The 23,700-nt window shown below is 56.6% G+C and carries 20 protein-coding genes; 14 read left to right on the top strand and 6 right to left on the bottom strand.

Translation table 11 applies throughout. The annotated features are described in order from the left end of the window. Positions 1–12: 12 nt before the first annotated feature. On the bottom strand, positions 13–1,215 hold the full coding sequence (locus AC0J4F_RS17530) for a UbiH/UbiF family hydroxylase (RefSeq protein ID WP_473024185.1): 1,203 nt from the start codon (positions 1,213–1,215) through the stop codon (positions 13–15). 215 nt (positions 1,216–1,430) lie between these two features. On the opposite strand from AC0J4F_RS17530, the gene AC0J4F_RS17525 reads away from it, so the two are divergent. From AC0J4F_RS17525 to AC0J4F_RS17465, 13 genes are all read left to right on the top strand, one after another. Next, positions 1,431–2,357: a DUF2182 domain-containing protein gene (locus AC0J4F_RS17525; RefSeq protein ID WP_473024184.1), complete on the top strand. Its 927-nt coding sequence runs from the start codon at positions 1,431–1,433 to the stop codon at positions 2,355–2,357. A 183-nt stretch (positions 2,358–2,540) separates the two neighbouring features. Then, positions 2,541–3,257: a CDP-alcohol phosphatidyltransferase family protein gene (locus tag AC0J4F_RS17520; RefSeq protein WP_306147185.1), complete on the top strand. Its 717-nt coding sequence runs from the start codon at positions 2,541–2,543 to the stop codon at positions 3,255–3,257. 152 nt (positions 3,258–3,409) lie between these two features. Continuing rightward, positions 3,410–4,387, top strand: a complete 978-nt coding sequence (locus tag AC0J4F_RS17515) for a quinone oxidoreductase family protein (protein WP_473024183.1) — start codon at positions 3,410–3,412, stop codon at positions 4,385–4,387. 12 nt (positions 4,388–4,399) lie between these two features. Then, positions 4,400–5,350: a LysR family transcriptional regulator gene (locus tag AC0J4F_RS17510; RefSeq protein WP_422023755.1), complete on the top strand. Its 951-nt coding sequence runs from the start codon at positions 4,400–4,402 to the stop codon at positions 5,348–5,350. 101 nt (positions 5,351–5,451) lie between these two features. Beyond that, positions 5,452–5,802: a hydroxyisourate hydrolase gene (gene uraH / locus AC0J4F_RS17505; RefSeq protein ID WP_473024182.1), complete on the top strand. Its 351-nt coding sequence runs from the start codon at positions 5,452–5,454 to the stop codon at positions 5,800–5,802. A gap of 3 nt (positions 5,803–5,805) precedes the next feature. Beyond that, positions 5,806–7,287, top strand: coding sequence for a xanthine dehydrogenase small subunit (gene xdhA / locus AC0J4F_RS17500; protein WP_473024181.1), 1,482 nt, complete (start codon positions 5,806–5,808; stop codon positions 7,285–7,287). Then, a complete protein-coding gene (gene xdhB, locus AC0J4F_RS17495) occupies positions 7,271–9,610 on the top strand; it encodes a xanthine dehydrogenase molybdopterin binding subunit (RefSeq protein WP_473024180.1) in 2,340 nt (779 codons plus the stop codon). Before xdhA ends, xdhB begins: the two co-directional genes overlap by 17 nt. Then, on the top strand, positions 9,607–10,596 hold the full coding sequence (xdhC, locus tag AC0J4F_RS17490; RefSeq protein WP_473024179.1) for a xanthine dehydrogenase accessory protein XdhC: 990 nt from the start codon (positions 9,607–9,609) through the stop codon (positions 10,594–10,596). The genes xdhB and xdhC overlap by 4 nt, the downstream gene beginning before the upstream one ends. A 62-nt stretch (positions 10,597–10,658) precedes the next feature. Beyond that, a complete protein-coding gene (locus tag AC0J4F_RS17485) occupies positions 10,659–12,218 on the top strand; it encodes an ABC transporter ATP-binding protein (protein ID WP_473026447.1) in 1,560 nt (519 codons plus the stop codon). Beyond that, positions 12,218–13,312 (top strand): ABC transporter permease, encoded by a 1,095-nt coding sequence (locus AC0J4F_RS17480; protein WP_306147192.1) that lies wholly within the window; start codon positions 12,218–12,220, stop codon positions 13,310–13,312. The genes AC0J4F_RS17485 and AC0J4F_RS17480 overlap by 1 nt, the downstream gene beginning before the upstream one ends. Next, entirely contained in the window at positions 13,305–14,219 is a 915-nt protein-coding gene (locus AC0J4F_RS17475) for an ABC transporter permease (RefSeq protein WP_473024178.1), read from the top strand. The genes AC0J4F_RS17480 and AC0J4F_RS17475 overlap by 8 nt, the downstream gene beginning before the upstream one ends. 101 nt (positions 14,220–14,320) lie before the next feature. Continuing rightward, entirely contained in the window at positions 14,321–15,385 is a 1,065-nt protein-coding gene (locus AC0J4F_RS17470) for a BMP family ABC transporter substrate-binding protein (RefSeq protein WP_306147193.1), read from the top strand. Positions 15,386–15,588: 203 nt separating this feature from the next. Next, entirely contained in the window at positions 15,589–16,542 is a 954-nt protein-coding gene (locus AC0J4F_RS17465; protein WP_473024177.1) for a patatin-like phospholipase family protein, read from the top strand. A gap of 18 nt (positions 16,543–16,560) precedes the next feature. Here the strand turns inward: AC0J4F_RS17465 and AC0J4F_RS17460 are convergent, their stop codons facing one another. Continuing rightward, entirely contained in the window at positions 16,561–18,225 is a 1,665-nt protein-coding gene (locus tag AC0J4F_RS17460) for an alpha/beta hydrolase (protein WP_473024176.1), read from the bottom strand. A gap of 278 nt (positions 18,226–18,503) precedes the next feature. Here AC0J4F_RS17460 and AC0J4F_RS17455 point away from each other — a divergent pair, with 278 nt between their 5' ends. Continuing rightward, a complete protein-coding gene (locus tag AC0J4F_RS17455) occupies positions 18,504–20,465 on the top strand; it encodes an EAL domain-containing protein (protein WP_473024175.1) in 1,962 nt (653 codons plus the stop codon). Positions 20,466–20,481: 16 nt separating this feature from the next. Here AC0J4F_RS17455 and AC0J4F_RS17450 read toward each other — a convergent pair whose 3' ends face one another. From AC0J4F_RS17450 to AC0J4F_RS17435, 4 genes are read right to left on the bottom strand one after another with little or no spacing between them, the layout of a single operon-like run. Then, a complete protein-coding gene (locus tag AC0J4F_RS17450; RefSeq protein ID WP_473024174.1) occupies positions 20,482–21,492 on the bottom strand; it encodes a HupE/UreJ family protein in 1,011 nt (336 codons plus the stop codon). After that, positions 21,485–22,363: a hypothetical protein gene (locus tag AC0J4F_RS17445; protein WP_473024173.1), complete on the bottom strand. Its 879-nt coding sequence runs from the start codon at positions 22,361–22,363 to the stop codon at positions 21,485–21,487. The genes AC0J4F_RS17450 and AC0J4F_RS17445 overlap by 8 nt, the downstream gene beginning before the upstream one ends. Before the next feature lie 9 nt (positions 22,364–22,372). Further along, a complete protein-coding gene (locus AC0J4F_RS17440; RefSeq protein ID WP_473024172.1) occupies positions 22,373–22,981 on the bottom strand; it encodes a hypothetical protein in 609 nt (202 codons plus the stop codon). A 2-nt stretch (positions 22,982–22,983) separates the two neighbouring features. Beyond that, complete coding sequence (locus AC0J4F_RS17435) at positions 22,984–23,580, bottom strand: HupE/UreJ family protein (RefSeq protein ID WP_473024171.1); 597 nt, start codon at positions 23,578–23,580, stop codon at positions 22,984–22,986. Between the last annotated feature and the right edge of the window lie 120 nt (positions 23,581–23,700).

The following is a 23,700-nucleotide window of genomic DNA, read 5'->3' as shown; positions in this document are numbered from 1 at the left end:
CTGAGGCAAGAATTACGGGCGCAGCTGAAACCCGGTTCCCGGCGCCATCCCTTCGCGCATGAGCAAACGCCGGAAGGGGCCAATCTTGCCCGCCAGATACATGCCTGCGCTACGGGCGGCCTGAACGGGAAGGAAATCTGTCAAAAGGGAGCGGTTCAGCATATCGACCGCATTGGTCCGAGACCGGATATCGGTCATTCGCTTGTGCTCAAAAGTTGTCAGGGCTTCCGGGCTACCGATGTCCTGTCCCTTCGCTTGAGCCGCTGCCACAGCCGATATCAAATCGGCAATGTCACGCATGGACAGGTTCAGGCCCTGCGCGCCAACTGGTGGAAAGACATGCGCCGTTTCCCCGACCAGAGCCAAACGATTTGAAATCACCGACTGGGCCGTCATGCCAGACAGGGGGAAGGTCTGCGGTTCGGAAATCACCGTGAACTTGCCGAGAATGGAGTGTGCCCGGTCTTCCAACTCCCGGGCGAGCAGCGTCTTGTCCATGGTTTTCAACCGGTCCGCGGTTTCTGCCGTCTCGACACAGACCAAAGAAGACTGCCGGCCGGGCAGCGGAACAAGCGTGAACGGTCCGGTTGGGGTGTGGAATTCGGTTGAAATACCGCCGTGTGGCAGCGTGTGCTCGAGATTGAGAACAAGGGCGGTCTGTGGATAAGACCAGCGCTTGACTTCTATCCCGGCCGAAGTCCGCAGAAGCGAGTTCCGGCCATCGGCTGCAACAGCGAGATCTGCAGAAACGGTTGTGCCGGTATTTGTGGTGATAACGGCTCTTTCTCCGGAAAAAGCAGCGTTTTCAGCGAGGTCATCGACGCAAGTGAGGTTGTCCTCAGCGGAACAGGCGGCTGCCAGCACCTTGTTCAGTTCGGCGTTGATGATGTTGTAGCCAAACTCTTCAACGCCAAGTTCCGCGCTTGCAAAGAGGGTTTCGGGCGAGCGGATCAGCCGTTTGGATCCATCGATCATGCGCATCGTTTTCAAGGGTTCTGCCGTTGGCTGAATGTCGTCCCAGATGCCAAGGTCCTTGAGGAGATCGATCGATTTTTGCCAGAGGGCTGTTGTCCGAGCATCTTGAGGCGCGTCAAAAGGGGCGACCAAAGCCGTTTTGATGCCGGTCTTCGCCAGGGCCAGCGCCGTGATCCGCCCAGACGGTCCACCACCGACAACAACTGCATCACACGTGATTTCTTTCTTCGCCCGGGCCATGATCGTTTCCGCACTTAAAGACTTGTTGCAACTTGACTTACGATGTTGGGCTATACCTCAGAAAGATCAACGGGACCAAATCACGCAGGTCGGCAATTGGATCGTCAATGCGCCGAGGGTGTGGTCGGCTCTATGAGAAATATCAATTCGTTGAGCTGAATTCCGCGGTAGGTTCTGCTCGAAATTGGCAATGAGACCGGCCCAAGACAACAAATATGACTGTTTTGCATTCTCCTGATGGCCTGAAACCGCAAATCGGCGAACCACAGCGTGGATGGCCGCTTGTTCTTTTGGTCGTCGCGGCACTGACAGTGAGCGGCTGGTCGTATCTGATTGTTATGGTCGCAGCCATGGTTCCAAGCATGGACATGGCGGAAGCCGGTCCAGGTATGATTCTGTTCAATCAGTTCAATTTCATGCGCGGTTTGCCGGAAGAGGCCAGGGCAGCACTTGCAGCCCTTTGTTTGCCGGCCGGCGCGACGTTCGGCATGCCCAGCGTTGCATTGACGGGTGTCGACATTGCCAAGATTTTTATGATGTGGGCCATGATGGCACTGGCCATGATGCTGCCGTCCGCGACGCCCATGGTGAAAGCCTTTCACCAGTATGTGTCTATTGAGGGCACTCAGACCAAATCAGCCTTTTCTGTGACCGTTTTCGTCGTGATTGGATATCTCGCTGTTTGGATCGGCTATGCGGTTGTTGCGACTACCGCGCAGGTTGGTTTGTCCAAGCTTGGTGCATTGTCTGACATGATGGCGCCGGTCAGTATGGCACTCACCACGTCTGTCTTGCTTGCCGCGGGCCTGTATCAATTCACGCCTGCCAAGCGCGCCTGTCTTGAACGCTGTTGGTATCCCAGATGGTCCTTTGCCCGGAAGAAAGGCGATTATAGCGCCCATTCTGCCTTTCGTGAGGGACTGGCACAGGGTTGGATCTGCCTTGGTTGCTGCTGGGCCGTGATGACGGTGATGTTTGCGGTCGGGTTGATGAACATCCTTTGGATTGCATTGCTTGGCGCGGTAATGGCTTTGGAAAAAACATTTCCCAGCCGGGCTTTCCCAATCGGGATCGGGATATTTTTGCTGGTGTGGGGCGGTGCGCTTGCGCTAGGAATGGTTCTCGGCCAAGGCGCTTCTTAGAAACATTGCAGTTTGAAGTGTTTCTCTGCTTTTGCGGTTCACACTGTCATCGATTTGCAATACAAATAGAAGCTGTTGACTCCTTAGCACTCTTATCAGGGCGAAGAATTGGGAGCCGCCGCGCCACGGACATAGAAATGCAACTCCGCGCGGATTTTATTGTTTAAACGAGGACCTAGGCCCGTGACGGACGTAACGCCTGGCAAAGTCGCGCCGGAACCCGCGCTGTTTTTGATCCATATTCTGACAGCTTCCGGAGCCCCGATTGCGTTGATTGCGCTGCTTGCTGGTGCACAGGGCAAATGGGACGAGATGTTTGCCTGGCTTGGACTGGCACTTTTCGTCGACGGCATTGATGGTCCACTTGCGCGCAAGTACAACATTGCGGAACGCCTGCCGCGCTGGTCGGGCGCGTCCCTCGATTTTGTCATCGACTATGCCACCTATGTGTTCCTGCCCGCCTTTGCACTGTCCTGGAGCCTGATGCTCTCAAGCCCGTGGAACTGGATCTGCGGCGGCCTCGTTGTGTTCACCGGTGCGCTCTATTTTGCAGACAACGGCATGAAAACGCCGGACGGCTCCTTCAAGGGCTTCCCGGCAGGCTGGAATATGGTGGTGTTCGGTCTTATGGTGCTGTCGCCGTCCGAAGCCTTTACAATTGCCGCTGTCATCGTGTGCTGTGTTCTCACATTTGCGCCGATCCGGTTTGTTCACCCGGTCCGCGTCAAACGCTGGCGCTGGCTGACCCTCCCAGTCACGCTTGTCTGGATGGCGCTGGCTGCGCTCGCGATCTGGGATGGGATGGTGTTGAGCACCTGGGCAGCTGTCCTGTTTACAGGTGCCAGCCTTTACCTCTTCTCAGTGTCCGCGGTTCAGCAGCTGATCGATCGCGTGGATTGATCGAACATTTCCCGGTTCTAGCTTCTAATGCACTGTAAACAGTGTGTTCTTCGTTTCGCGCTGGCATCGTTGCGACGGGCTGGATATGGTCTTTGCAAGGATCTGCACCAGTTGTTTGCGTGCAATCATGATGAAAATCTGTGGGAGTTGATATGGTACAGGCAATCCGCGTGCATGAGACAGGCAGCGCCGATGTTTTAACCTGGGAGCATGTAGAGGTGGGCGAGCCGGGCCCTGGTGAAGCGCGCATCCGGCACACGGCGATTGGCCTCAATTTCATCGACACCTATTTCCGGTCCGGCCTTTATCCGGCACCCGATGGGGTGCCGTTTATTCCAGGAAATGAAGGCGCGGGTATTGTTCAGACAGTCGGTGAGGGGGTGTCCCACATCAAGCCGGGTGATCGTGTGGCCTATGTCGGTCCGCTTGGCGCCTATGCTCAAGAACGGATCATACCGGCGGACCGCCTTGTGGTCGTTCCTGACGGCATTGATGACAAGGCTGCGGCCGGCATGATGCTGAAAGGAATGACGGCCCAGTATCTGCTCCGTCAGACCTTCAATGTCGGCCCGGAGACAACCCTTTTGTTTCATGCCGCAGCTGGGGGAGTTGGCCTAATCGCAGGCCAATGGGCAGCCCATCTTGGGGCAACGGTGATTGGCACTGCAGGGTCGCAGGACAAAGTCGATCTGGCCAAGGCCAATGGCTACCAGCATGTCATCAACTATAGAACCGAAAATTTCGTCGAACGGATCAAGGAGATCACCGACGGTAAGGGCTGTGACGTTGTCTATGATTCTGTGGGCAAGGATACCTATCCGGGATCACTGGAGTGTTTGAAGCCGCGTGGGCTCTGGGTCAGCTTCGGTCAGTCCTCCGGTCCAATCCAGGACTTCAATCTTGCTTTGCTTGCTCAGAAGGGATCCCTCTTTGCAACCCGGCCTACGCTATTTAGCTATATCGCGACCCGCGAACAGCTGGAGATGACGTCCGGCGATCTGTTTGATGTTGTCTCGAAAGGCATTGTGAAGATCGCGGTCAACCAGGAGTACCGTTTGGCCGACGCGGTCCAGGCGCACACCGATCTGGAAGGCCGGAAAACCACCGGCACGACGGTTCTGATCCCGTAAGGACGGTTGAGAATGCGTTCAGCGCGCGCACAGGAGCTGGCCCGGAACCTCTACAGCCCTGCGATGCGGTATTTTCTCGCCGCTGCCGAGGCTGGGTCTATCCGGGCCGCATCGCGTGAGCTGAATGTTGCCTCGTCCGCAGTCAACCGGCAGATCTTGTGGCTTGAAGAAGCCCTTGGCCTGCAGCTCTTTGAGCGCGTGGGTCGGCGGATGCGGTTGTCTCAGGCCGGCGAGGTGCTGCTGGCGCACATCCGGCGGACCTATTCCGACTTTGAAGGCACGGTTGCTGAACTGGATGCGTTGAAGGGATTGCGCCGGGGAACCGTCTCCATCGCGTCCGTGGAGAGCGTTGCAGAGCGGTTGTTACCGGCGGTGATCAGTTCGTTCCGCCGGACGTATCCGGGCATCCATGTCAATGTTTCGGTTTCCTCTTCGCAGGAAGCGGCCAGGAAGGTGGAAGCGGCCGAAGCGGATGTCGGGTTCACCTTTGATCCTCCCGACATGTCGACCCTGACCGCGGCCTTCCATCATGATCTGGTAATTGGTGCGGTGATGGCCCCCAACCACCCTCTGGCGGGAGAAAACGGACTGAGTCTTGCCGACTGTCTCCGCTATCCGGTTGCCCTTCCGGCAGAAGGTTTGTCGATACGGGCCCGGATTGATGTCATCCGGAGCCGAATTCCTGGTGCATCCATGACCTATGTTGAGGCGAATTCCTTGCGGTTGATGCGAGCGTTGGCGCGGGATGAGAACGTCATTGGCTTTCAAACGCAGATCGGCTGCGAAGAAGATATTGAAGCCGGGCATTTGATCTTTAAGCCTTTGAAAGATGAACCTCTTCAGGCAGATCGTCTTTGTGTGGTAACATCGTCTCTGCGCGCCTTGGCATTGGCCCCGGCGATGTTTTTTGATCACGCAGTGTTCGCCTTGAAAGAGCGGCTAGCATCCATTGATGCCAATTAGGCATCATTAAGTACGCAAATGAGCGCTTTGGATCTGCGTCTATTTCAGGCACATTTTTAATCTGATGGATTTTGCGGCACTGCCGCAAGAGGGAGATACTGATGGGGCGTTTGACAACGCACGTTCTGGATACCGCTTTGGGGGTCCCTGCAAAGGGCCTCAAGATAGAGCTTTGGTCTGCGAAAGATGCGCCGGCTCATATTTCAAGCCATGTGACCAACGACGACGGCCGGGTCGACGGTGCAATTCTCACCGACGATGTGTTTGAAACCGGAACCTACGAGCTCCGCTTCCATGCAGGTGAATATCTGAAACGCACCAATCAAACCCTCCCGGATCCGCTCTTTCTGGATGTTGTTCCAATCCGCTTCGGAATCGCCGACGCAAACGCGCACTACCATGTGCCGTTGTTGCTTTCGCCCTTCGGCTATTCAACCTATCGGGGGAGCTGAGCAATGAGGGACACGATCCGGTTCATCAAAGGCGGTGAAATTGTCGAGCTCCACGATGTCGGGCCGACCGAGACACTTCTTGACTATTTGCGGCTCCGCCGAAAGGAAACCGGCACGAAGGAAGGGTGCGGAGAGGGCGATTGCGGCGCCTGCACCGTCGCGCTTGGCCGGGTCATAGATGGCAAGCTGACTTATCAGCCTGTGAACAGCTGCATCCAGCTCTTAGGCATGGTCGACGGCGCTGAACTGGTGACCGTGGAAGACCTTGCGCAAGACAAGCGGCTTCATCCGGTTCAGCAGGCCATGATGGAGCTTCACGGGTCGCAATGCGGGTACTGCACTCCGGGTTTCATCATGACGCTTTTCACCCTGTATCACGCAGAAGGTGAAGCAAAATCCCGCAAGACGGTGACGGAATGGCTCGCCGGTAACCTTTGCCGGTGCACAGGATATCGTCCCATCGTCGATGCTGCGCTGGAAGCCTGTTTCAACGTTGCGGATGACGCCTTTACCTGGCGGTCGAATGAAACCCGTGAGCAACTGAAGAAACTCGCTGACAGCCGGGATATTTTCCTTGGAACCAGTGACAGGTTTTTCTCCTCGCCGGCATCTTTGGATGGCCTGGCTGCGCTTTACGGTCAGCATCCGGATGCCACCCTGGTCTCTGGCGCGACCGATGTCGGCCTCTGGATTACAAAACACCTCCGCGATCTTCCCAAAACCATCTGGCTCGGCCGGATCGAGGGCCTGGACAGGGTCGAGGAAAGCGAGTCCGGTATTTTGATGGGGGCGACGGCGACCTTTGCCGCGACTGAGGCCGCGATGACGCGGATCTCACCGGATCTGGGCGAACTCTGGAAGCGGATTGGGTCCAAACAGGTTCGCGCGTCCGGAACGGTTGGCGGTAACATTGCTAACGGATCGCCGATCGGAGATTCGCCTCCAGCGCTCATTGCACTTGGCGCCACTTTGGAGCTTCAGTCAGCAGATACTGATCGCGCCCTGGCATTGGAAGACTTCTTCATCGACTACGGGAAACAGGATCGTCTTCCCGGGGAATTCGTGACCGGGCTGTTTGTTCCGCGCCCCTCCGCCAATCAGGTCTTTCACTGCTACAAGATATCTAAGCGCTTCGACCAGGATATCTCATCCGTCATGGCCGCCTTCCGGTTTACCATTGTTGATGGCCGGATCATCGATGCACGGATCGCCTATGGCGGTATGGCCGGAACTCCGAAGCGGGCCAGCGGAGCAGAAGCGGCATTGAAAGGAGCAATCCTGGAGGATGCATCGACCTGGGCTGCCGCCATTGACGCACTCAACACCGACTTCACGCCATTGACGGATATGCGGGCAAGCGCGGAATACCGCATGGAAACGGCGCGGGCCTTGCTCGCGAAAGCCTTGATGGAAACCGATGGGACAGACGCGGAAAGCGTCCGGGTTTTGGCAAAGCGGGAGGCAGATCATGACCGCGCCGCTTGATCAGAGCAAAGTGACCGCCCCGCTGAAGCATGTACGCAAACCATTGGCTCATGACAGTGCAGAAATGCATGTCACGGGCACAGCACCTTACATTGATGACCTTACGGAGGCCGTTGGCACGCTGCATGTCGTCCCTGGCTGGGCGCGATCTGCGGTCCGCGGCAAGATCAGTTCCATCGATCTGACCGATGTCAGCTCAAGCGACGGTGTCGTTGCCGTACTGACATCTGAGGATATTCCGGGAACCAACGATTGCTCATCCGGTTTCGGTGATGATCCGGTTCTGGCTGATGGAGAAATCCTGTTTTACGGCCAGGTAGTCTTTGCCGTTGTGGCAGAAACCCGGGATCAGGCGCGCAAGGCAGCCCTGAAAGCCAAAATCGAGGTCGCACCGATCCCACCAATCCTGACGCAGGAAGACGCGGAAGCTGCGGAAACAATGGTGCTGCCGGACTACCAGTTCCGGCGTGGATCTCCTGAAACAGGCATGACAGCGGCAGAAGAGGTCTTGTCCGGCTCGTTCCGCATTGGCGGGCAGGAGCATTTCTACTTGGAAGGCCAGATCGCCATGGCCGTGCCGCAGGAAGCGGGCGGCATGCTGGTTCATACGTCGACGCAGCATCCGACGGAAGTTCAGCACACCGTGGCCAAGGTCCTCGGGGTTCCGGATGCCTTGGTCACCGCGGAAGTGCGGCGCATGGGCGGTGGCTTTGGCGGCAAGGAATCCCAGGCGAACCAATGGGCGAGCTTGGCCGCGCTTGCCGCTCACGCTACAGGCCGGGCATGCAAGGTTCGGCTTGACCGGGATGACGATATGATCATGACCGGCAAGCGGCATGATTTCCGCGTTGACTGGACCGTTGGACACGATGGTACCGGCAAGATCCGCGCGGTCGATATGGAGTTTCTAGCCCGGTGTGGCTATTCGGTCGATTTGTCTCTTGGAGTCAATGACCGTACGCTGTTTCACGCCGATTCCAGCTATTTCTATCCAGATGCGGCCATCCGGTCTCGCCGTTTAAAAACGGACACGTGCTCAAACACTGCATTCCGCGGATTTGGTGGGCCGCAAGGTATGTTGGCGGCAGAACGCATGATTGATGCGATTGCCATCAAAACCGGCCAGGATCCGCTTGATATTCGCAAGCTGAACTTTTATGACGGCGAGCGCAATATAACACCCTACGGCATGCCGGTCGAAGAATATGCGGTGATGCATGATCTCATCGCCCAGCTGGAGAAGACCTCTGATTACTGGTCCCGGCGGGATGATGTCCGTGATTTCAATGCTGTAAATGCCGTCCTGAAAAAGGGGCTGGCCCTGACGCCAGTGAAATTCGGCATTTCCTTCACGCTGAAACACCTCAACCAGGCTGGCGCGCTGGTCCACCTTTACACCGACGGTTCGGTTCATTTGAACCACGGCGGCACCGAGATGGGGCAGGGGCTCTACCAGAAGGTCGCCCAGGTTGTTGCCGAAGAATTTGGGGTGACACTGGAGAAGGTGCGGATCACCGCAACCAACACCTCAAAGGTACCGAACACCGGCCCGACGGCGGCGTCTTCTGGAACTGACTTGAATGCCATGGCTGCAAAACTAGCAGCGCAGGAAATCAAGGGCCGCTTGATCTCGTTCCTGTGCGAGCAGCACCAGTGTGGTCCGGAGGCTATTCATTTCGGAGACAACAAGGTCCTCATTGGCGATCAGAGTTTCACTTTGGCGGAAGTGGCCAAACAGGCGCACATGGCGCGGATCCAGATGTCTCACGCCGGTTTCTACGCGACACCTGGCATCACCTGGGACCGGGAAAGCATAACAGGCCGGCCATTTTATTACTTTGCCTTCGGCGGCGCCTGCGCTGAGGTCACCATCGACACCATGACCGGTGAAATGACGGTCGACCGCGTTGATATCCTGCACGATGTCGGCCATTCGCTGAACCCGGCGATTGACCTCGGCCAGATCGAGGGCGGGTTTGTGCAGGGAATGGGCTGGCTGACCACTGAAGAGCTTGTCTGGGATGAAAAAGGCCGGCTGCGCACCTACGCCCCGTCGACTTACAAGATCCCGACCGCGTCGGACATTCCCGAGGAGTTCAACGTCAGCCTCTATAACGGCAACGGCAATCCTCAGGAGACTGTCTACCGGTCAAAGGCGGTCGGTGAGCCACCGGTGATGCTGGCAAACGCTGTCTTCTGCGCCATCAATGACGCGGTGGCGAGCATCGCGCCAGGCCAGGTCCCCAACCTTGATGCGCCGGCAACGCCCGAAGCGATCATGAAGGCTGTCCGGGATTTGCGCTCACGAAAGGTCTCGGCATGAAGGTCTGGGGGCACATCGCGAACTGCCTGAAAAGCAGCGGTGCCTGTGCCCTCGTCACGGTCGCCGAAACTGGCGGGTCGACACCACGGGAAACCGGCGCACGGATGATCGTACGGCCGGACGGCGGGTTTTACGGCACGATCGGCGGCGGCACCTTGGAATTTGAAGTGATCCGCCAGGCAGCAAGGGCTGCATGCGGCAAGACGGCCAGTTTCGAACTAAAAACCGTTTCTCTCGGCCCTGATCTCGGCCAGTGTTGTGGAGGCCGGGCCAAAATCGCGATTGAAGTCTTCGGTGCGGAACAATTGGTAACCGCGGAACGGTTGGCACTGGAAGAAAGCAAACCGTTTCCGTTTGTAACGCATGCGATTATCGAAAACGGCTCCGTTGGTGAACGGGAAATCTTGGATCAAGTGCCTGAAGACGCATTTCAAATCGTCGAGGAGAATGGTCAAAAGCGGCTCATAGAACAATTCGGCGAAACTCGGCGGATACTGTATCTCTTCGGTGCCGGGCATGTCGGAAAGGCACTCGTTCTGGCGTTGGCGCCCTTGCCGTTTTCGGTCGTGTGGATCGACAGCAGAGCGGATCAGTTTCCGTCCGCTGTGCCGGCCAATGTTACGAAGGTCTGCACTTTGGACCCCGCAAAAGAACTCGAGGATGCGCCGGATGGTGCCTTCGTTCTTGCCATGACCCATTCACACGGCCTCGATGAAGAAATCATGGCCCGTACGCTCCTCGCGCAGCGCTTTGACTATTGCGGTGTTATCGGTTCCAAAACCAAGCGGGTCCGGTTTTTAAAACGTCTTAAAACACGCGGTCTGAGTGACAGCGTTCTTTCGACCATGGTCTGCCCGGTCGGGGTGACAACGATAAAATCAAAACACCCGGCTGCGATCGCAGCAGGAATAGTTGTCGACCTGATTGTCCGGGACGAGGCCTGTTATCAACAAGCCGCTGCAAGCGGGAGGCTTGCACACAAATAAGACATGAATAATAAGGCGGCATCCAACCGGGGGACAGTGTGGGTACAGAAAACCATTCAGAAGTGGACACGGCAGCTGCCCCGTTCGCGAGATCCGGCAAAGACAAGTTGCTGGACGCGCAAGGGCTGACCAAGCGGTTTGGTGATATCCTTGCCAACGACGCCGTCGATCTGACGATCAACAAGGGTGAAATTCACGCTCTTCTTGGTGAAAACGGCGCGGGAAAGTCCACGCTTGTCAAGATGTTCTACGGGTCGCTCGAGCCGGATGGTGGTGAGATCTGGTGGGATGGCCAAAAGGTTGCGATAGACAATCCTGCAGCGGCCCGCGAACTCGGCATTGGGATGGTGTTCCAGCACTTTTCCTTGTTCGAGGCGTTGAATGTGGTCGAGAACATAGCGCTCGCACTGCCAAATCCCGGCAATATGAAAGATCTGGCCAAACGGATCGAAACAGTCTCCCGTGAGTATGGTCTTCCACTGAACCCCAGTGACATTGTCGCAGACCTTCCGGTTGGCATCCGTCAGAGGATCGAAATCGTCCGGTGTCTCCTTCAGGAACCCCGTCTGATCATCATGGATGAGCCGACGTCTGTTTTGACACCGCAGGAAGCGGATCAGCTTTTCCTGACCCTGCAACGGTTAGCGTCCGAAGGCTGTGCCGTCCTTTATATCAGCCACCGTTTGGAAGAAGTTCAGCGGATCTGCCATCACGCGACCATCTTGCGCCACGGTCAGGTTGTCAATGAATGTGATCCCACGAAGGAAACACCAGCAACACTCGCCAGCATGATGGTGGGCGCTGAAGTGATCGCGGTAAACGCGGCAGCACAAAAACCGGCTATCGGAGATGTCCGGCTTGGGTTGAACAAGTTGTCCGCGCCTGCGGCCACACCCTTTGCAACGGCGTTGAACAACATTTCGCTGGAACTCCGTGCGGGTGAAGTTGTGGCGATTGCGGGCGTTGCCGGAAATGGGCAAGGGGAATTGTTCGACGCAATCTCCGGTGAAATGCGAGTTGGTTCCAATATGATCCTGCTGGATGGAGCTCCCTGCGGCTCCAAGGGGATCAATTGGCGCCGTAAGAAAAACGCCGCCTTCGTTCCCGAAGAGCGGCTCGGTCATGGCGCCGTTCCAGGTATGAAGCTCTCCCAGAACATTGTACTTACGCGTCACAGCACGGGCGATAAGCTGGTCAATGGCGGGATGGTGTCAACGGCCAATGCCGGACAGATGGAACAGCGGATCAAGCAAGACTTTGATGTCCGTATGTCGCATGACGATCCGGAGGCACGGTCGCTGTCAGGTGGCAATCTCCAGAAGTTTGTTGTCGGACGCGAGCTCGACCGGCAACCCGGCGTCCTGATCATCAATCAACCGACTTGGGGCGTCGACGCGGGGGCTGCGGCGCTGATCCGCCAGGCGATCATTGATCTCGCCCGAAGCGGATCTGCGGTTCTGGTCATCAGCCAGGATCTCGATGAAATCTTTGAAATTGCCGACAAGATCGCGGTGATCTCCAGAGGCTATCTGTCTGAACCAGAGCCGGCCGCGGATATGACCCGCGAACGGGTCGGACTTCTCATGGCAGGTGGAGCCGAGACACAAGGGGAGGTCGCCTGATGCGGATCGAACTCGTCAAGCGTAAGGAACACAGCGAACTGATGTCGCTGATGTCGCCACTGATTGCAGTCGGCCTGACAGCTCTGTCCGCTGCGATCATCTTTGCCATTTCCGGCGTTAATCCCGCCCTTGGCCTCTACAAGTTCTTCATTGAACCCTTGACAGAACAGTGGTCGCTGGAAGCAACGATCGAAAAAGCAACACCGCTTATTCTGATCGGCTGCGGTCTGGCGGTTTGTTACCTCTCGAACAACTGGAACATCGGTGCCGAAGGGCAATTTGTGGTCGGGGCAATGTTCGGCTCCATCCTGCCGGTGATGTTCCCGAGTTTTGAAAACAGCCTGACTTTGCCGCTGATGCTGATCTGCGGCGTGATCGGGGGCGCGCTTTGGGCGATGATCCCGGCGCTGTTAAAGACCCGGTTCAACACCAATGAAATCCTCACAAGCCTGATGCTGGTTTATGTGGCCGGGCTTCTGCTTGATTATCTCGTTCGCGGTCCGTGGCGGGACCCGGACGGCTTCAACTTCCCGGAATCGCGCATCTTTTCTGATGCTGCGACCTTGCCGGAAGTCTTTGGCGGAATGATGAGCCTGGCGACGCCCATCACCATCATTGTGGCGTTGGTGCTTGCGCTCGTTTTGGCAAAAACCATCAAGGGCTTTGAAATCCGCGTAATGGGCGAAAGCCCGCGCGCAGGCAGCTTTGCCGGGTTCTCAGCAAAAGGGTTGACCATTTTCTCGTTCGCCTTGGCAGGCGGGTTGGCCGGCCTTGCCGGCACCATGGTCGTCTCAGGGTCCCTGAACCAGCTTCTGCCGTCCATTTCTCCGGGCTATGGCTTCACGGCGATCATCGTGGCCTTCCTGGGCCGCTTGAACCCGATCGGCATCATTATCGCCGGGTTTGTCCTTGCCTTGTCCTACATTGGCGGGGAGGGCGTACAGTCTGGACTTGGCGTCTCCAACAAGATCGCAAGCGTGATCCAGGGCTTGCTGCTTTTCTACGTACTCGCTTGCGACACGCTTATTCTTTATCGCATCCGCATGGTCTCCCGCCGTGCTGCCAATCCGGCCGGGGAGGTTTCTCATGTTTGAGGCTGTTCTGCTCACAGTCATTACGGCGGCAACCCCGCTTCTCATTGCGGCAATTGGCGAATTGGTGGTGGAGCGCTCCGGCGTCCTCAATCTGGGCGTTGAAGGCATGATGATCATGGGGGCGGTGATTGGATTTGCAGTCGCTAACCAGACCGGCTCTGGAACACTCGGGGTTATCGGTGCAATCGCGGCCGGTATGGCCATGTCTGCCTTGTTTGGTTTTTTGGTGCTGGTTCTGGTCGCCAATCAGGTTGCAACCGGTCTTGCACTGACGATCCTCGGTCTTGGGCTCTCCGGGATGATTGGAGAAGCCTATATCGGGGTGCCGGGTCTGCGGATCCCGGAACTCTACATCCCGATCTTGTCGGACATCCCGTTCATTGGACCGGTCTTCTTCCAGCAGGATGCCATCGTTTATATCGGCTTTACACTTGTCATCGGGGTGGCCTACTTCCTCTTCCGAACCCGTGCCGGCCTGATCTTGCGCTCTGTTGGTGACAATCACGGATCCGCACATGCGTTGGGGTATTCAGTCCTGAAAATCCGGTTCATGGCGGTGTTGTTTGGCGGGGCCTGTGCGGGTTTGGCCGGCGCTTACATGTCGCTGGCTTATACACCGCAGTGGGTGGAAAACATGACGGCCGGCCGCGGCTGGATTGCGCTTGCTTTGGTGGTGTTTGCATCCTGGTTGCCGTTCCGTGTCATCATTGGAGCGTACCTGTTCGGCGCGGTCAGCGTTCTCAATTTGCATGCCCAGGCAATCGGCCTTGGGGTTCCATCACAATTCCTGTCCAGCCTGCCATATCTTGCGACCATTGGAGTACTTGTGCTCATCTCCGCAAACCGCAGACTGACGCTCGTCAATACACCGGCCTGCCTGGGCAAGCCGTTTGTTCCGGACCGATAGCGCCTCCCCGTTACCGGTCGGGTCCAGCCTGCAGCGATCAGGGCTGGATCAAAACAAAAAGATCGTACACAAAGAGAGATCAAACAGAGGGGACCAAACTGATGAAATCTCTATTGAAAGCAACCGTGGCTGCCGCTGCGTTCCTCGCAGCAGGAACCGCAGCAAACGCAGCCGATGTTAAGGCATGTTTCGTTTACGTCGGACCGGTCGGTGACTTCGGTTGGACTTACCAGCACGACCAGGGCCGCTTGGCCGTTGAAGAGCATTTCGGCGACAAGGTCGAAACCGCGTTTCTTGAAAGCGTTGCGGAAGGCCCGGACGCAGAGCGCGCCATTGAGCGTTTCGCGCGTGAAGGCTGCAACATCATCTTCACGACATCGTTCGGCTACATGAACCCGACCATCAAGGTTGCCAAGAAGTTCCCGGATGTGAAGTTCGAGCACGCCACAGGCTACAAGACCGCCGACAACGTCGCGACATATAACTCCAAGTTCCACCAGGGCCGCTACATCATCGGTCAGGTCGCGGCCAAACAGTCCAAGACTGGCGTAGCGGGTTACATCGCCTCGTTCCCGATCCCGGAAGTTATCGCCGGCATCAATGCGTTCATGTTGGGCGCACAATCCGTCAATCCGGACTTCCAGTTGAAGGTAGTTTGGGTGAACACCTGGTTTGACCCGGGCAAGGAAGCAGATGCTGCCAAGGCGCTGATCGACCAGGGCGCTGACATCATCACACAGCATACTGACTCCACCGCACCGCTTCAGGTAGCTCAAGAGCGCGGCGTTCACGGATTCGGCCAGGCATCCGACATGGTCGCCTTTGCCCCGGACGCGCAGTACACCGCCATCATTGACGACTGGGCGCCGTACTACATCCACCGCGTTCAGGACGTACTTGACGGGAAGTGGGAAAGCCACTCCTCCTGGGAAGGTCTTGCCGAGAAACACGTAGTCATGGCCCCATACACCAATCTGCCAGCAGATGTTGTTGAAATGGCCAAAGCAACGGAAGCCAAGATTGTCGATGGTTGGGAGCCGTTTACCGGTCCGATCACCAAGCAGGATGGTACCGTTGCAGCTGAAGATGGTGTGCGTCTCGACGACGGCGCGATCCTCGGCATGAACTGGTACGTTCAGGGCATAGACGACCAACTGCCGCAGTAATTCTGCCCTCTGAGAGCCGGAGTTTCCGGCTCTCGAATCAAGGATTAGGCCGGAGACAGGCAATCACCTGTTCCCCGGCCTTTTTCTTGACCGGAGGGGTCTTACAGTTTTCCCATACTCTCCGATAGACTTGAGCCGCCTCGCACTGTTCTATGTACAGCTCGCAGGGCGCGTGTCGTCACGACAGAAGGAATGGATCCAGTATGGAACGCCGCAGTTTTTTGACCGGAGCCATTGCCAGTGGCAGTACAGTCTTGGCATCAGGTGCGAACGGCCAAGCCGCGTCTTCACAGGCCTCACCGGAAAACACCGCGGCAAATCCGGCAAAACGCACTGATGGCTTTCACCTGGCCCTCGGCGGCGGTGCGGCCAAGGCGTTTGCGCATATACCCGTCTTAGAAGCGCTTGATGATCTGGGCGTGAAACCGGAAGCGATCGCCGGGACATCCATGGGCTCCATCCTCGGCGGCTACTATGCAAGCGGCATGAGCGGCAAGGATATCCGGAGCTTTACGGTCGATCTCTTCACCCAAAAGGGTCAATTGCTTCAAAAGCTGTTTTTGACTGATGGCCGGACCTGGGGATCGCTTCTGAATATGATGCGTCCGTCGATCATTGATCCGCTGGTTTTGTTCGAGACGCTGTTTCCGGACGGGCTGGCGGAGAACTTTGAAGATTTACAAATCCCGATGAAAGTCGTCGCAACGGATTTTCATCGCCAATCCCAGGCAGTCCTGACCGAAGGCGCTTTGCTGCCTGCGATTGCGGCTTCATCAGCGCTTCCGATGTTGCTGACACCAGTCCAGATTGATGGGCGCGTCTTGATCGATGGCGGCTTCGTCAACCCGACGCCTTTTGATGTCTTCGACGATACGGATTATCCCGTGATGGCCGTTGATGTGACCGGGGCAGATTTTTCAGCGATCGATGGTCTGCCAAGCGGTATGGAAACCTGGATCGGCTCGTTTTCAATCACGCTTCATTCCCTCGTTGCAGCGAAGTTAAGCTGCGCCCAGCCGGATCTCCTCCTGGAACCGGCAATCGGTCATTTCCAAACGATGGATTTCTTCGAAGTTGAGGCCATTTTGGACGCAGCCGATCCGATCCGGGAAGATGTCAAACGTGGGTTGGACCGGCTGCTGGGTCAAAAGATCTGAAGCAGCTGTCTTTACAAGCTAGAACGACCCACCGCGTCTGACGAAGATTTCCTTGAGGCGGTCTGCACGGTCAGTATTCCATCCTTCTGGATCAACGGCCGCGGCCCAGGCGTCGATGTAGTCCCGGGCAATGTAATAATGACCAAAGCCCGAGACATTCAGCGAAAACGCTGAATCAAGCGCGAGCTGCAGCATGGTGACGACGGGAAACCACCTGAGTTGAGGCGTAACATCCGGAGCGCGTGGAGGTGACAGCCAGCCGGGCTCAAAGATGGAACTGTCGTAAGTGAAGTTCACAATCGGATCGCTGCCGTAGTTGAGAAACACCATTCGGATCGGACCCCAAGGCGTAAATTTACCTTCAAGTCCACCATACTGGTCCAAGACGCGGATCAGAGACCCGTTGCCATAGGTTGGCCGCCAGGCGGGACTGTCCGGGTTTCGATGATCGCGAACTTCTGACCAGAATTTTGAGAAAAACGGGGACCCGGCCCACATCGCTCCCTGGATGGGGTCTCCCAGCATGTCGAATAAAGGGATCGTGGCTTGAGAGTTGAACGCGCCTTGGCTCAGACCATGCACATAAAACTTTGGCCGGTTGTCTTTTGGCAACGTTGTCCAATGGTCATAAACTTTCTCAAAAAGAACACGTGCTTGATTAACGCCATAGTCCGGATGTGCGAGCAGCGACAAAACACTTGTGAGATACGAGTATTGAGCGGCGACTGTCGCCACATCTCCGCCAAGCATGAAGTCGAGTGTGTCATGAGCGCCCGGATCCATCCATCCACTTCCAACCGGCACTGCCACAACAAGAGTTGAGCGCGAGAAGGCATCCACGCGCTTCAATTCTTCCAACGCGATTTCGGCGCGTTCTTCCGCTGTCTCGGCCGACAACCGGCCGACATAAATCCGGATCGGGTTTTGAACCGGACCCTCAAAGAATTCCCCAATTTCATCTGATGAGGGGGCCGTTGCAACAAAAGCCCGGCCGTGCCGCCCCATTTCCTTCCAGCGGATGAGGGACGCTGCACTTCCTGTCTTTTGCGGATCGGATGGCTGTTCAATATCCGGCTCCATGAGAAGGTCTGCAGCCATAAAGGACGCGTCGGCTGCTTTGAACGCATTGCGGATCAATGCGCCATCGACCAACGCCCAGAAGAGCCAGCCAACAGCGGCAATTGAGACCACGATGCCGACACGACGCGGCACCAAACGGTCCAAAATCCGCTCCATCCGGCGGCGGGCGATCCCAAGCGCTCTGAAAATTAGCCACAGAACCAGAAAAACGGCGAGGGATACTCCTAGGATGAAGAATGGCGCGGCGCTTTCCAGCGGCTCCAGTCCAACGGACTCGCGGGTAGCATTTTGCCAGTTTGCTGCTCTTGAAAGGGAATAGGCAAGAATACCGGCACACGCGGCCAAACCACCAATAACCCAAACTGTTCGCAAGCGCCCCCTTAGCCACGGAATTTCCATGTAGCACCAGGTTGCCCGGACAAGAAGTGCCGCTTCATAACCCAGGCTTGCAACAATTCCTGACAAGAGGCTTTGCACTAAGGGGTCGCGTGGCATCAAAGATGGGGTCAGCGAGGCACCAAACGCGCTAATTGCAACAATTGCAGCAAACGTGGACATGTTGGACATCATCCAACCGGGCAGGCGGTTTTGAGAATGCGGCATCAACGTCTCCGGAAGGGGCAGTCGGATTTTCTATGATCGGTTTAACATGCCATTAGTAGTACCGCGTTTTGTCAGGGATAATATCCTTGGTGAAGAAAATGCCATTTAATGGATTCAAGTGCAGTTAACTGTCTGCGCTCATTGTCTCCCAAACGACGCTTGGAAATTCACTGCCTGGCTTCCACCAGGACTGCACCCGGGACGGTGTGACTCTGTCTCCCGGCCGCGTACCAGCGTTGTTCTGCCTGAATACACGTAAGTTTTGTAGGACAGTTAGCATGACGGGCCGGCCTGGTTATAGCCGATATATTCTTCCATTGGTCGTGATTGCGATGACGTTTGCTCTGTCGATCAGCGCAGTCGAGATGGTCCAAAAACGGCAGGATGCGAAGGTAAAGGACGACGCTCTGCACGCGCTCATTACATCTTCCAGCCTGCTCAACACGCATCGGCTGGAGAGCCTTTTGACGAGTGCGCTTTACAACTCCGACTTCGAGTATCAAGCCCGGGTCACCAGAGCTTTCGTCCGCTTTCAGAATGCCCTGAATTCCTGGCACGTGAACCCGTTGCTGGAACTTGGCCCGCAAGCGTCTCTCATAACGCGCAGGCTTGCGGACGCTAAAGAGATCGCAGGGTCAATTGAACCTCTGATCTCCAATCTGGACGACAGAAGCTCGATTGAACAGGCGCTGGCAAAAGTCCACCAGATCGGAACGTCGTTGAACCAAGTCCGGCATTTGGCTGAAAACCGTATGTCGTCAATTGCTCAGGAAAGCAACGCGGCTCTTAATCGCCAAGCCCGTATTCAATCGCTTCTTGGCGCTGGATTGATTGCAAGTCTCAGTGCCTGGGTTTTCTTGCTATTCCGGAGATTGCGGTACTTCGCCAATGAAAGAAAACGCCACGGGTTCAATCTCGCTCGTGCAGCCGCCGAGTTGAGGCACGATCCGGCCACGGGGCTGATGACACAAAAGGTCTTGATCGAGAAGATCGAGGAAATGCAGTCCAAGCGTCGCGACGACCAGGATTTGATCGTGCTGTATTTTGATCTGGTCATGCCCTGGACCGGATCCGGATCTGCAAGCGAGACTGATCGCAATTCCATACTCGCGGCCATTGCCGAACGGATCCAGCACCAGATCAATCTTGGGCCCGAGCCAGCATGTCTGGCGCGGGCAAGTGGGAGCGGTTTCTTCGTTGCCTTGAAGATGGATCGGGAGAGTGGAACAACGGCCTTAGAGATCACTAGTCGCCTGCGCGGCCATATTCACAGGCCAGTGGCAATTCGCTCCGGTATCTATCCAGTAAACAGTATTGCGGGGATCGCCTTTGTCGACCAGGAAGAACGAGACCCGGGCGCAGGTCTGCAAAACGCAGTGTTGGCTGTTTCGGAGGAAATAAGGACAGGCCGCCGGGATGTCGGAACATATAAACCGCCCCTGCGAGCGGTTGCGGAGCGGCAATCCGGCATTTCTCGAGCATTGCTTCAGGCACTCGAACAGGAAGATTGCCTGCCGCATTTTCAGCCGCAATTTAACATGAAGACCGGTCAAATTGTTGGGATTGAGGCCTTGGCCCGCTGGTATCATCCGCAACTCGGCTGGATTGCACCTGCAGAGGTGATTCCGATCGCCGAGCAGAACGGCTTGATCATCCCATTGGAACGCAAAATCATTGAAACGGCCTGCGCCCAAGTACAGCTGCTGCCCGGGGACGTGGATCTGGCGGTCAACCTGTCTGTGCCGCACATGCTCCATGGGGATGTTGCTCCGATGATCGAAGATTGCCTGAGCAGCACGGGCCTCCCCGCCGAACGGCTGAAGGTAGAGGTCGCAGCAGGCCGGCTCCTTAACACGTTCGACCGTGTCCATGGTTGCCTTGAGGATCTGCGTTCAATGGGTGTCACCCTATCCTTGGACAACTTTGGCACGCCAGCCTCCGCCTTGTCCGGCATCCTTCAATACAAATGGGATGAAGTGAAAATCGACACGTCTCTGACAAAGATCCTGCGGGACGGTGACGCGGGGCATGGCCTGATAGCGATGGCGTTGACCATGGTGAAGACCCTTGAGTCCACGGCGCTCATCGAAGGAATAGAGACCATCGAACAGCGTGATATGCTAACTGCGCTTGGCTGTGAACTGGGGCAGGGGTATCTCTTCGGTGGCCCCATGGCGATCGACGATTTGAATGCGCTTTTCTTTTCCGAACAGCCAAATCTTGCGCGGATGCTGATGTAATTCCCAACGCGATCAATCAAAGACCGGCAATTGCCGCTGTTCGCTCCAGGGTCCAGTACATCGCAAGCGTTCCTATTACATAGGTTGGAACAAGTTCCGCCCATCTTGGAACTCCGAAGCGGAGGGCCGTGAGCAGGTTCAGCACGATCAAGATCACGAACACAAAGGCCAGTTGCCCCAGCTCCACGCCAATGTTGAAGAACAAAAGGGCGATCGGGATCTCGTTTGGCGGCAGGCCGATTTCCGAGAGCACCCCGGCAAACCCGAGGCCATGCAAAAGGCCGAAGGCAAAGGCAACGATCCAAGGATACCGGTAGGTTAAACTGATCCGGCCACGGGCCGCATGGACGATCTCGACACAAAGAAAAACGATCGACAGCGCAATCATGGCCTCAACCGGTGCGGACGGCAAGTTGACATAGCCGAACGTTGCCAGCGCCAGAGTAATGCTGTGCGCGATGGTGAAGGCGGTGATGGTCTTGACCAAACGCCAACCGTTGCGCACGACAATCATCAGCGCGAACACAAACAGAAGATGGTCCAGCCCTTCGAGGGTGTGCTCAAAACCGAGCTTCGTGTACCGGGAGGCTGCCTTCACGATGGATCCGGACCCGGCAAGATACTCCTCAAGATCAACGACAATGGCATCGCCCTGGCGAGAGGCGAGCCTGGTGAGGGGCTCTTGCTCGAACCAGCGCACAGTCAGCAAAGCGCCATCGCGTTTCCAGGGGAGGATGAGCTGGTCGGCAGACGTCAGAGCTGTTTCGCAAGTGAATCGGAACAGCACCAGATAAGACCCACGTTCTCCGCGCGGCGATCCCTCAAAGGCGCACCGGTCCGGCAAGATGGGTGTCGTGATCGCACTGGAAAGGCGCTGTGGAACCTTTGAGAGGAGCTGATAAGTGCCTGGAGCTGTTTCGATCAGCTCGGCTTTGTCGACACCCAGCGAGTGTGCTGATGCCTCTGCCGGCCACAACCAAGCCGCCAATACCAACACAAGCGCGGCAATCGGGTGTGCCTTAGTCATTCGGCCCGCCCTCAACCGGCTCGACCACAACTAGATAGTTCTGCCGCATGTCGTCCAGCGCTGCATCGAGAAGCTCGTTGGATTTTGCCGACAACCAATGCGTTGAAATCCAGTCTTGGGCCAATTCATAAGTTGGCGTGCGCGGCGGGTTCCGGTTGATCACGCGAAGAAAATGAACGGATCCCGTTGGGGATACATAAGGACCGCGCCAGTCCTGGTCGTCTTCGCTGACCGAGAGCAAGTCCTTGGCAGGTTCGGTGCCAAAGAGGCCGACAAGCCGACGTTGATCAATAAACCGCAAACGGTACCCGAGCCGGGTATCAAAGTCCCCGAGAGTGGAGGGATCTTCGGCCTGATTGAGCGCGTCCAGAATGCCATCTGGTATCGTATCAGGATCTGAGAACATGACATGGTTCAAATCGAGGCTCGGCGGACTGGTAAAGGCGTCCTGGTTGGCCTCAAAATGGGCGCGCAAGTCGTCTTCGGACGGTTCGGGTATATCGCTTCCAATAAAAAAGCGCATGTTTTGCAACAGCAACGCCCGAACCCGGGAGCTGTCGGTGAACCCACGGGCTTTTGCTTCCCGCACGAGGATTTCCTCCTCGATGAAAGCGTCGACAATTCGCTGTTTGTCGTCATCGCTCAACGAGCGAAGGCGTAAGTCTTCTTCTTGGGAAAAGAGGTATCTTTGGGCTTCCGCATCAACAACGATCACCTCCCGCTCATCTCCGCCAATGATGCCTTGCGCAACAAAGAGCCCAGCTGCCAGAATCAGGAAATGCAATAAAGGTTCGCGGAAAAACCGCCGAAGAAGCGAGACTTCAGATGGGTTGTCTTCTTGAGGGATTTCGGAAGAATCTTGTGAGGTCATGCGTCTTCCTTAGAGCGTTGCCACAGTGGAAGCTGGTGCAAACTGTATCGCGAGCATCATGGATGAAACAGCCGCAATCCAGGCGGCTGCAATCCGGAACGCAACCGGCAACATGGCCCATTGAACCCGCTCTTTGAGTACGACGACACATCCGGATAGATAGAGCATCAAGATGTTGAGCCCCGCCAAGGAACCGCTCATCGTCACGAAACGGTCCCACCACAAGCCGCTATCGGGCACAGACATTGCCCCGAGAATAAGGCCTGCGATCGCAACACATCCAACAGCGGCAGGAAACAGCCGATTGGCAGAGGCCGCTGCCAAGGCACTGGTGGCGATGACGACGGTGTAGGCCAGTGTGTCTGACACATCACCGCCGGACCAGAAAAGACCGGCGAAGGAACAGCCGAGAAAGGCTGCCAGCAACCAACGCACCCTGTCCCTTGGAAACCCGCCGATCAAAAGCCCGGCACTGAGGATCAAAAGGGTCTGTGCGGGTGATGAGAAGGGATGCAGCAAGCCAATATAAAAGCCTTCAATCCCGGGAACCGGGCTGTGGGCTTGCGCCGCCCCGGTTGAGACAAAAAGGATTCCAAGACCAAGTCCGGCTGCCCGCATGCTCAGACGGCACCCACCAGAAAGGCGACGCCGGCCAGCGATATAATACCGCCGGCACCTCGGACAGCGATCCGGCCCGCCGGCCATTTGACGAGAAGACCGAATGCGATCCCGATCATGTGCAGCATGCCGGTCGCAAGGACGAACCCGATCGCGTAGGCAAAGACATTGGCAGAGACGGGCAGCTCTGTTCCGTGGGCATAGCCGTGGAAGATCGCAAACAGGCCGACCAGGACGGCAGAGACCCAAATCGGCGCTCGAACTGCCAGCGCGATCATGAGGCCCAAGACGACAGCTGAAAGGGCTATCCCGGTTTCAACGGCAGGGATCGGGACGCCGAGAATGCCAAGCACCGCCCCGAACGCCATCACGAGGGGAAAGACGATCGGCAGGATCCAAATCGAGGGAGATCCGAGAAAGGCACCCCACAACCCGACGGCCACCATGGCCGCGACATGATCCCAGCCCAGGATTGGGTGCGCAAACCCGCTGATGAACCCGCCACCATATCCATGACCGGTATGCGCCAGCGCAGGCGCCGCCAACGCCACAGAGACAAGAACAAAAACGCTAGAAAAAACAGTGGCTCTGGAACGCATTGATTCACCCTATACAAAATTGGATTGGTATCTGCGTCTTGCAACTCTAACCGATGGTTGATCCGTCAGATAGGGCCGGCACAAACTAAAAAAGCCCGACCAAATTGGCCGGGCTTTTGT

This window comes from Roseibium sp. R5, from assembly GCF_055755305.1.
Note: the sequence above shows the minus strand (reverse complement) of the source record. Positions and strands in the feature narration are given on the sequence as shown.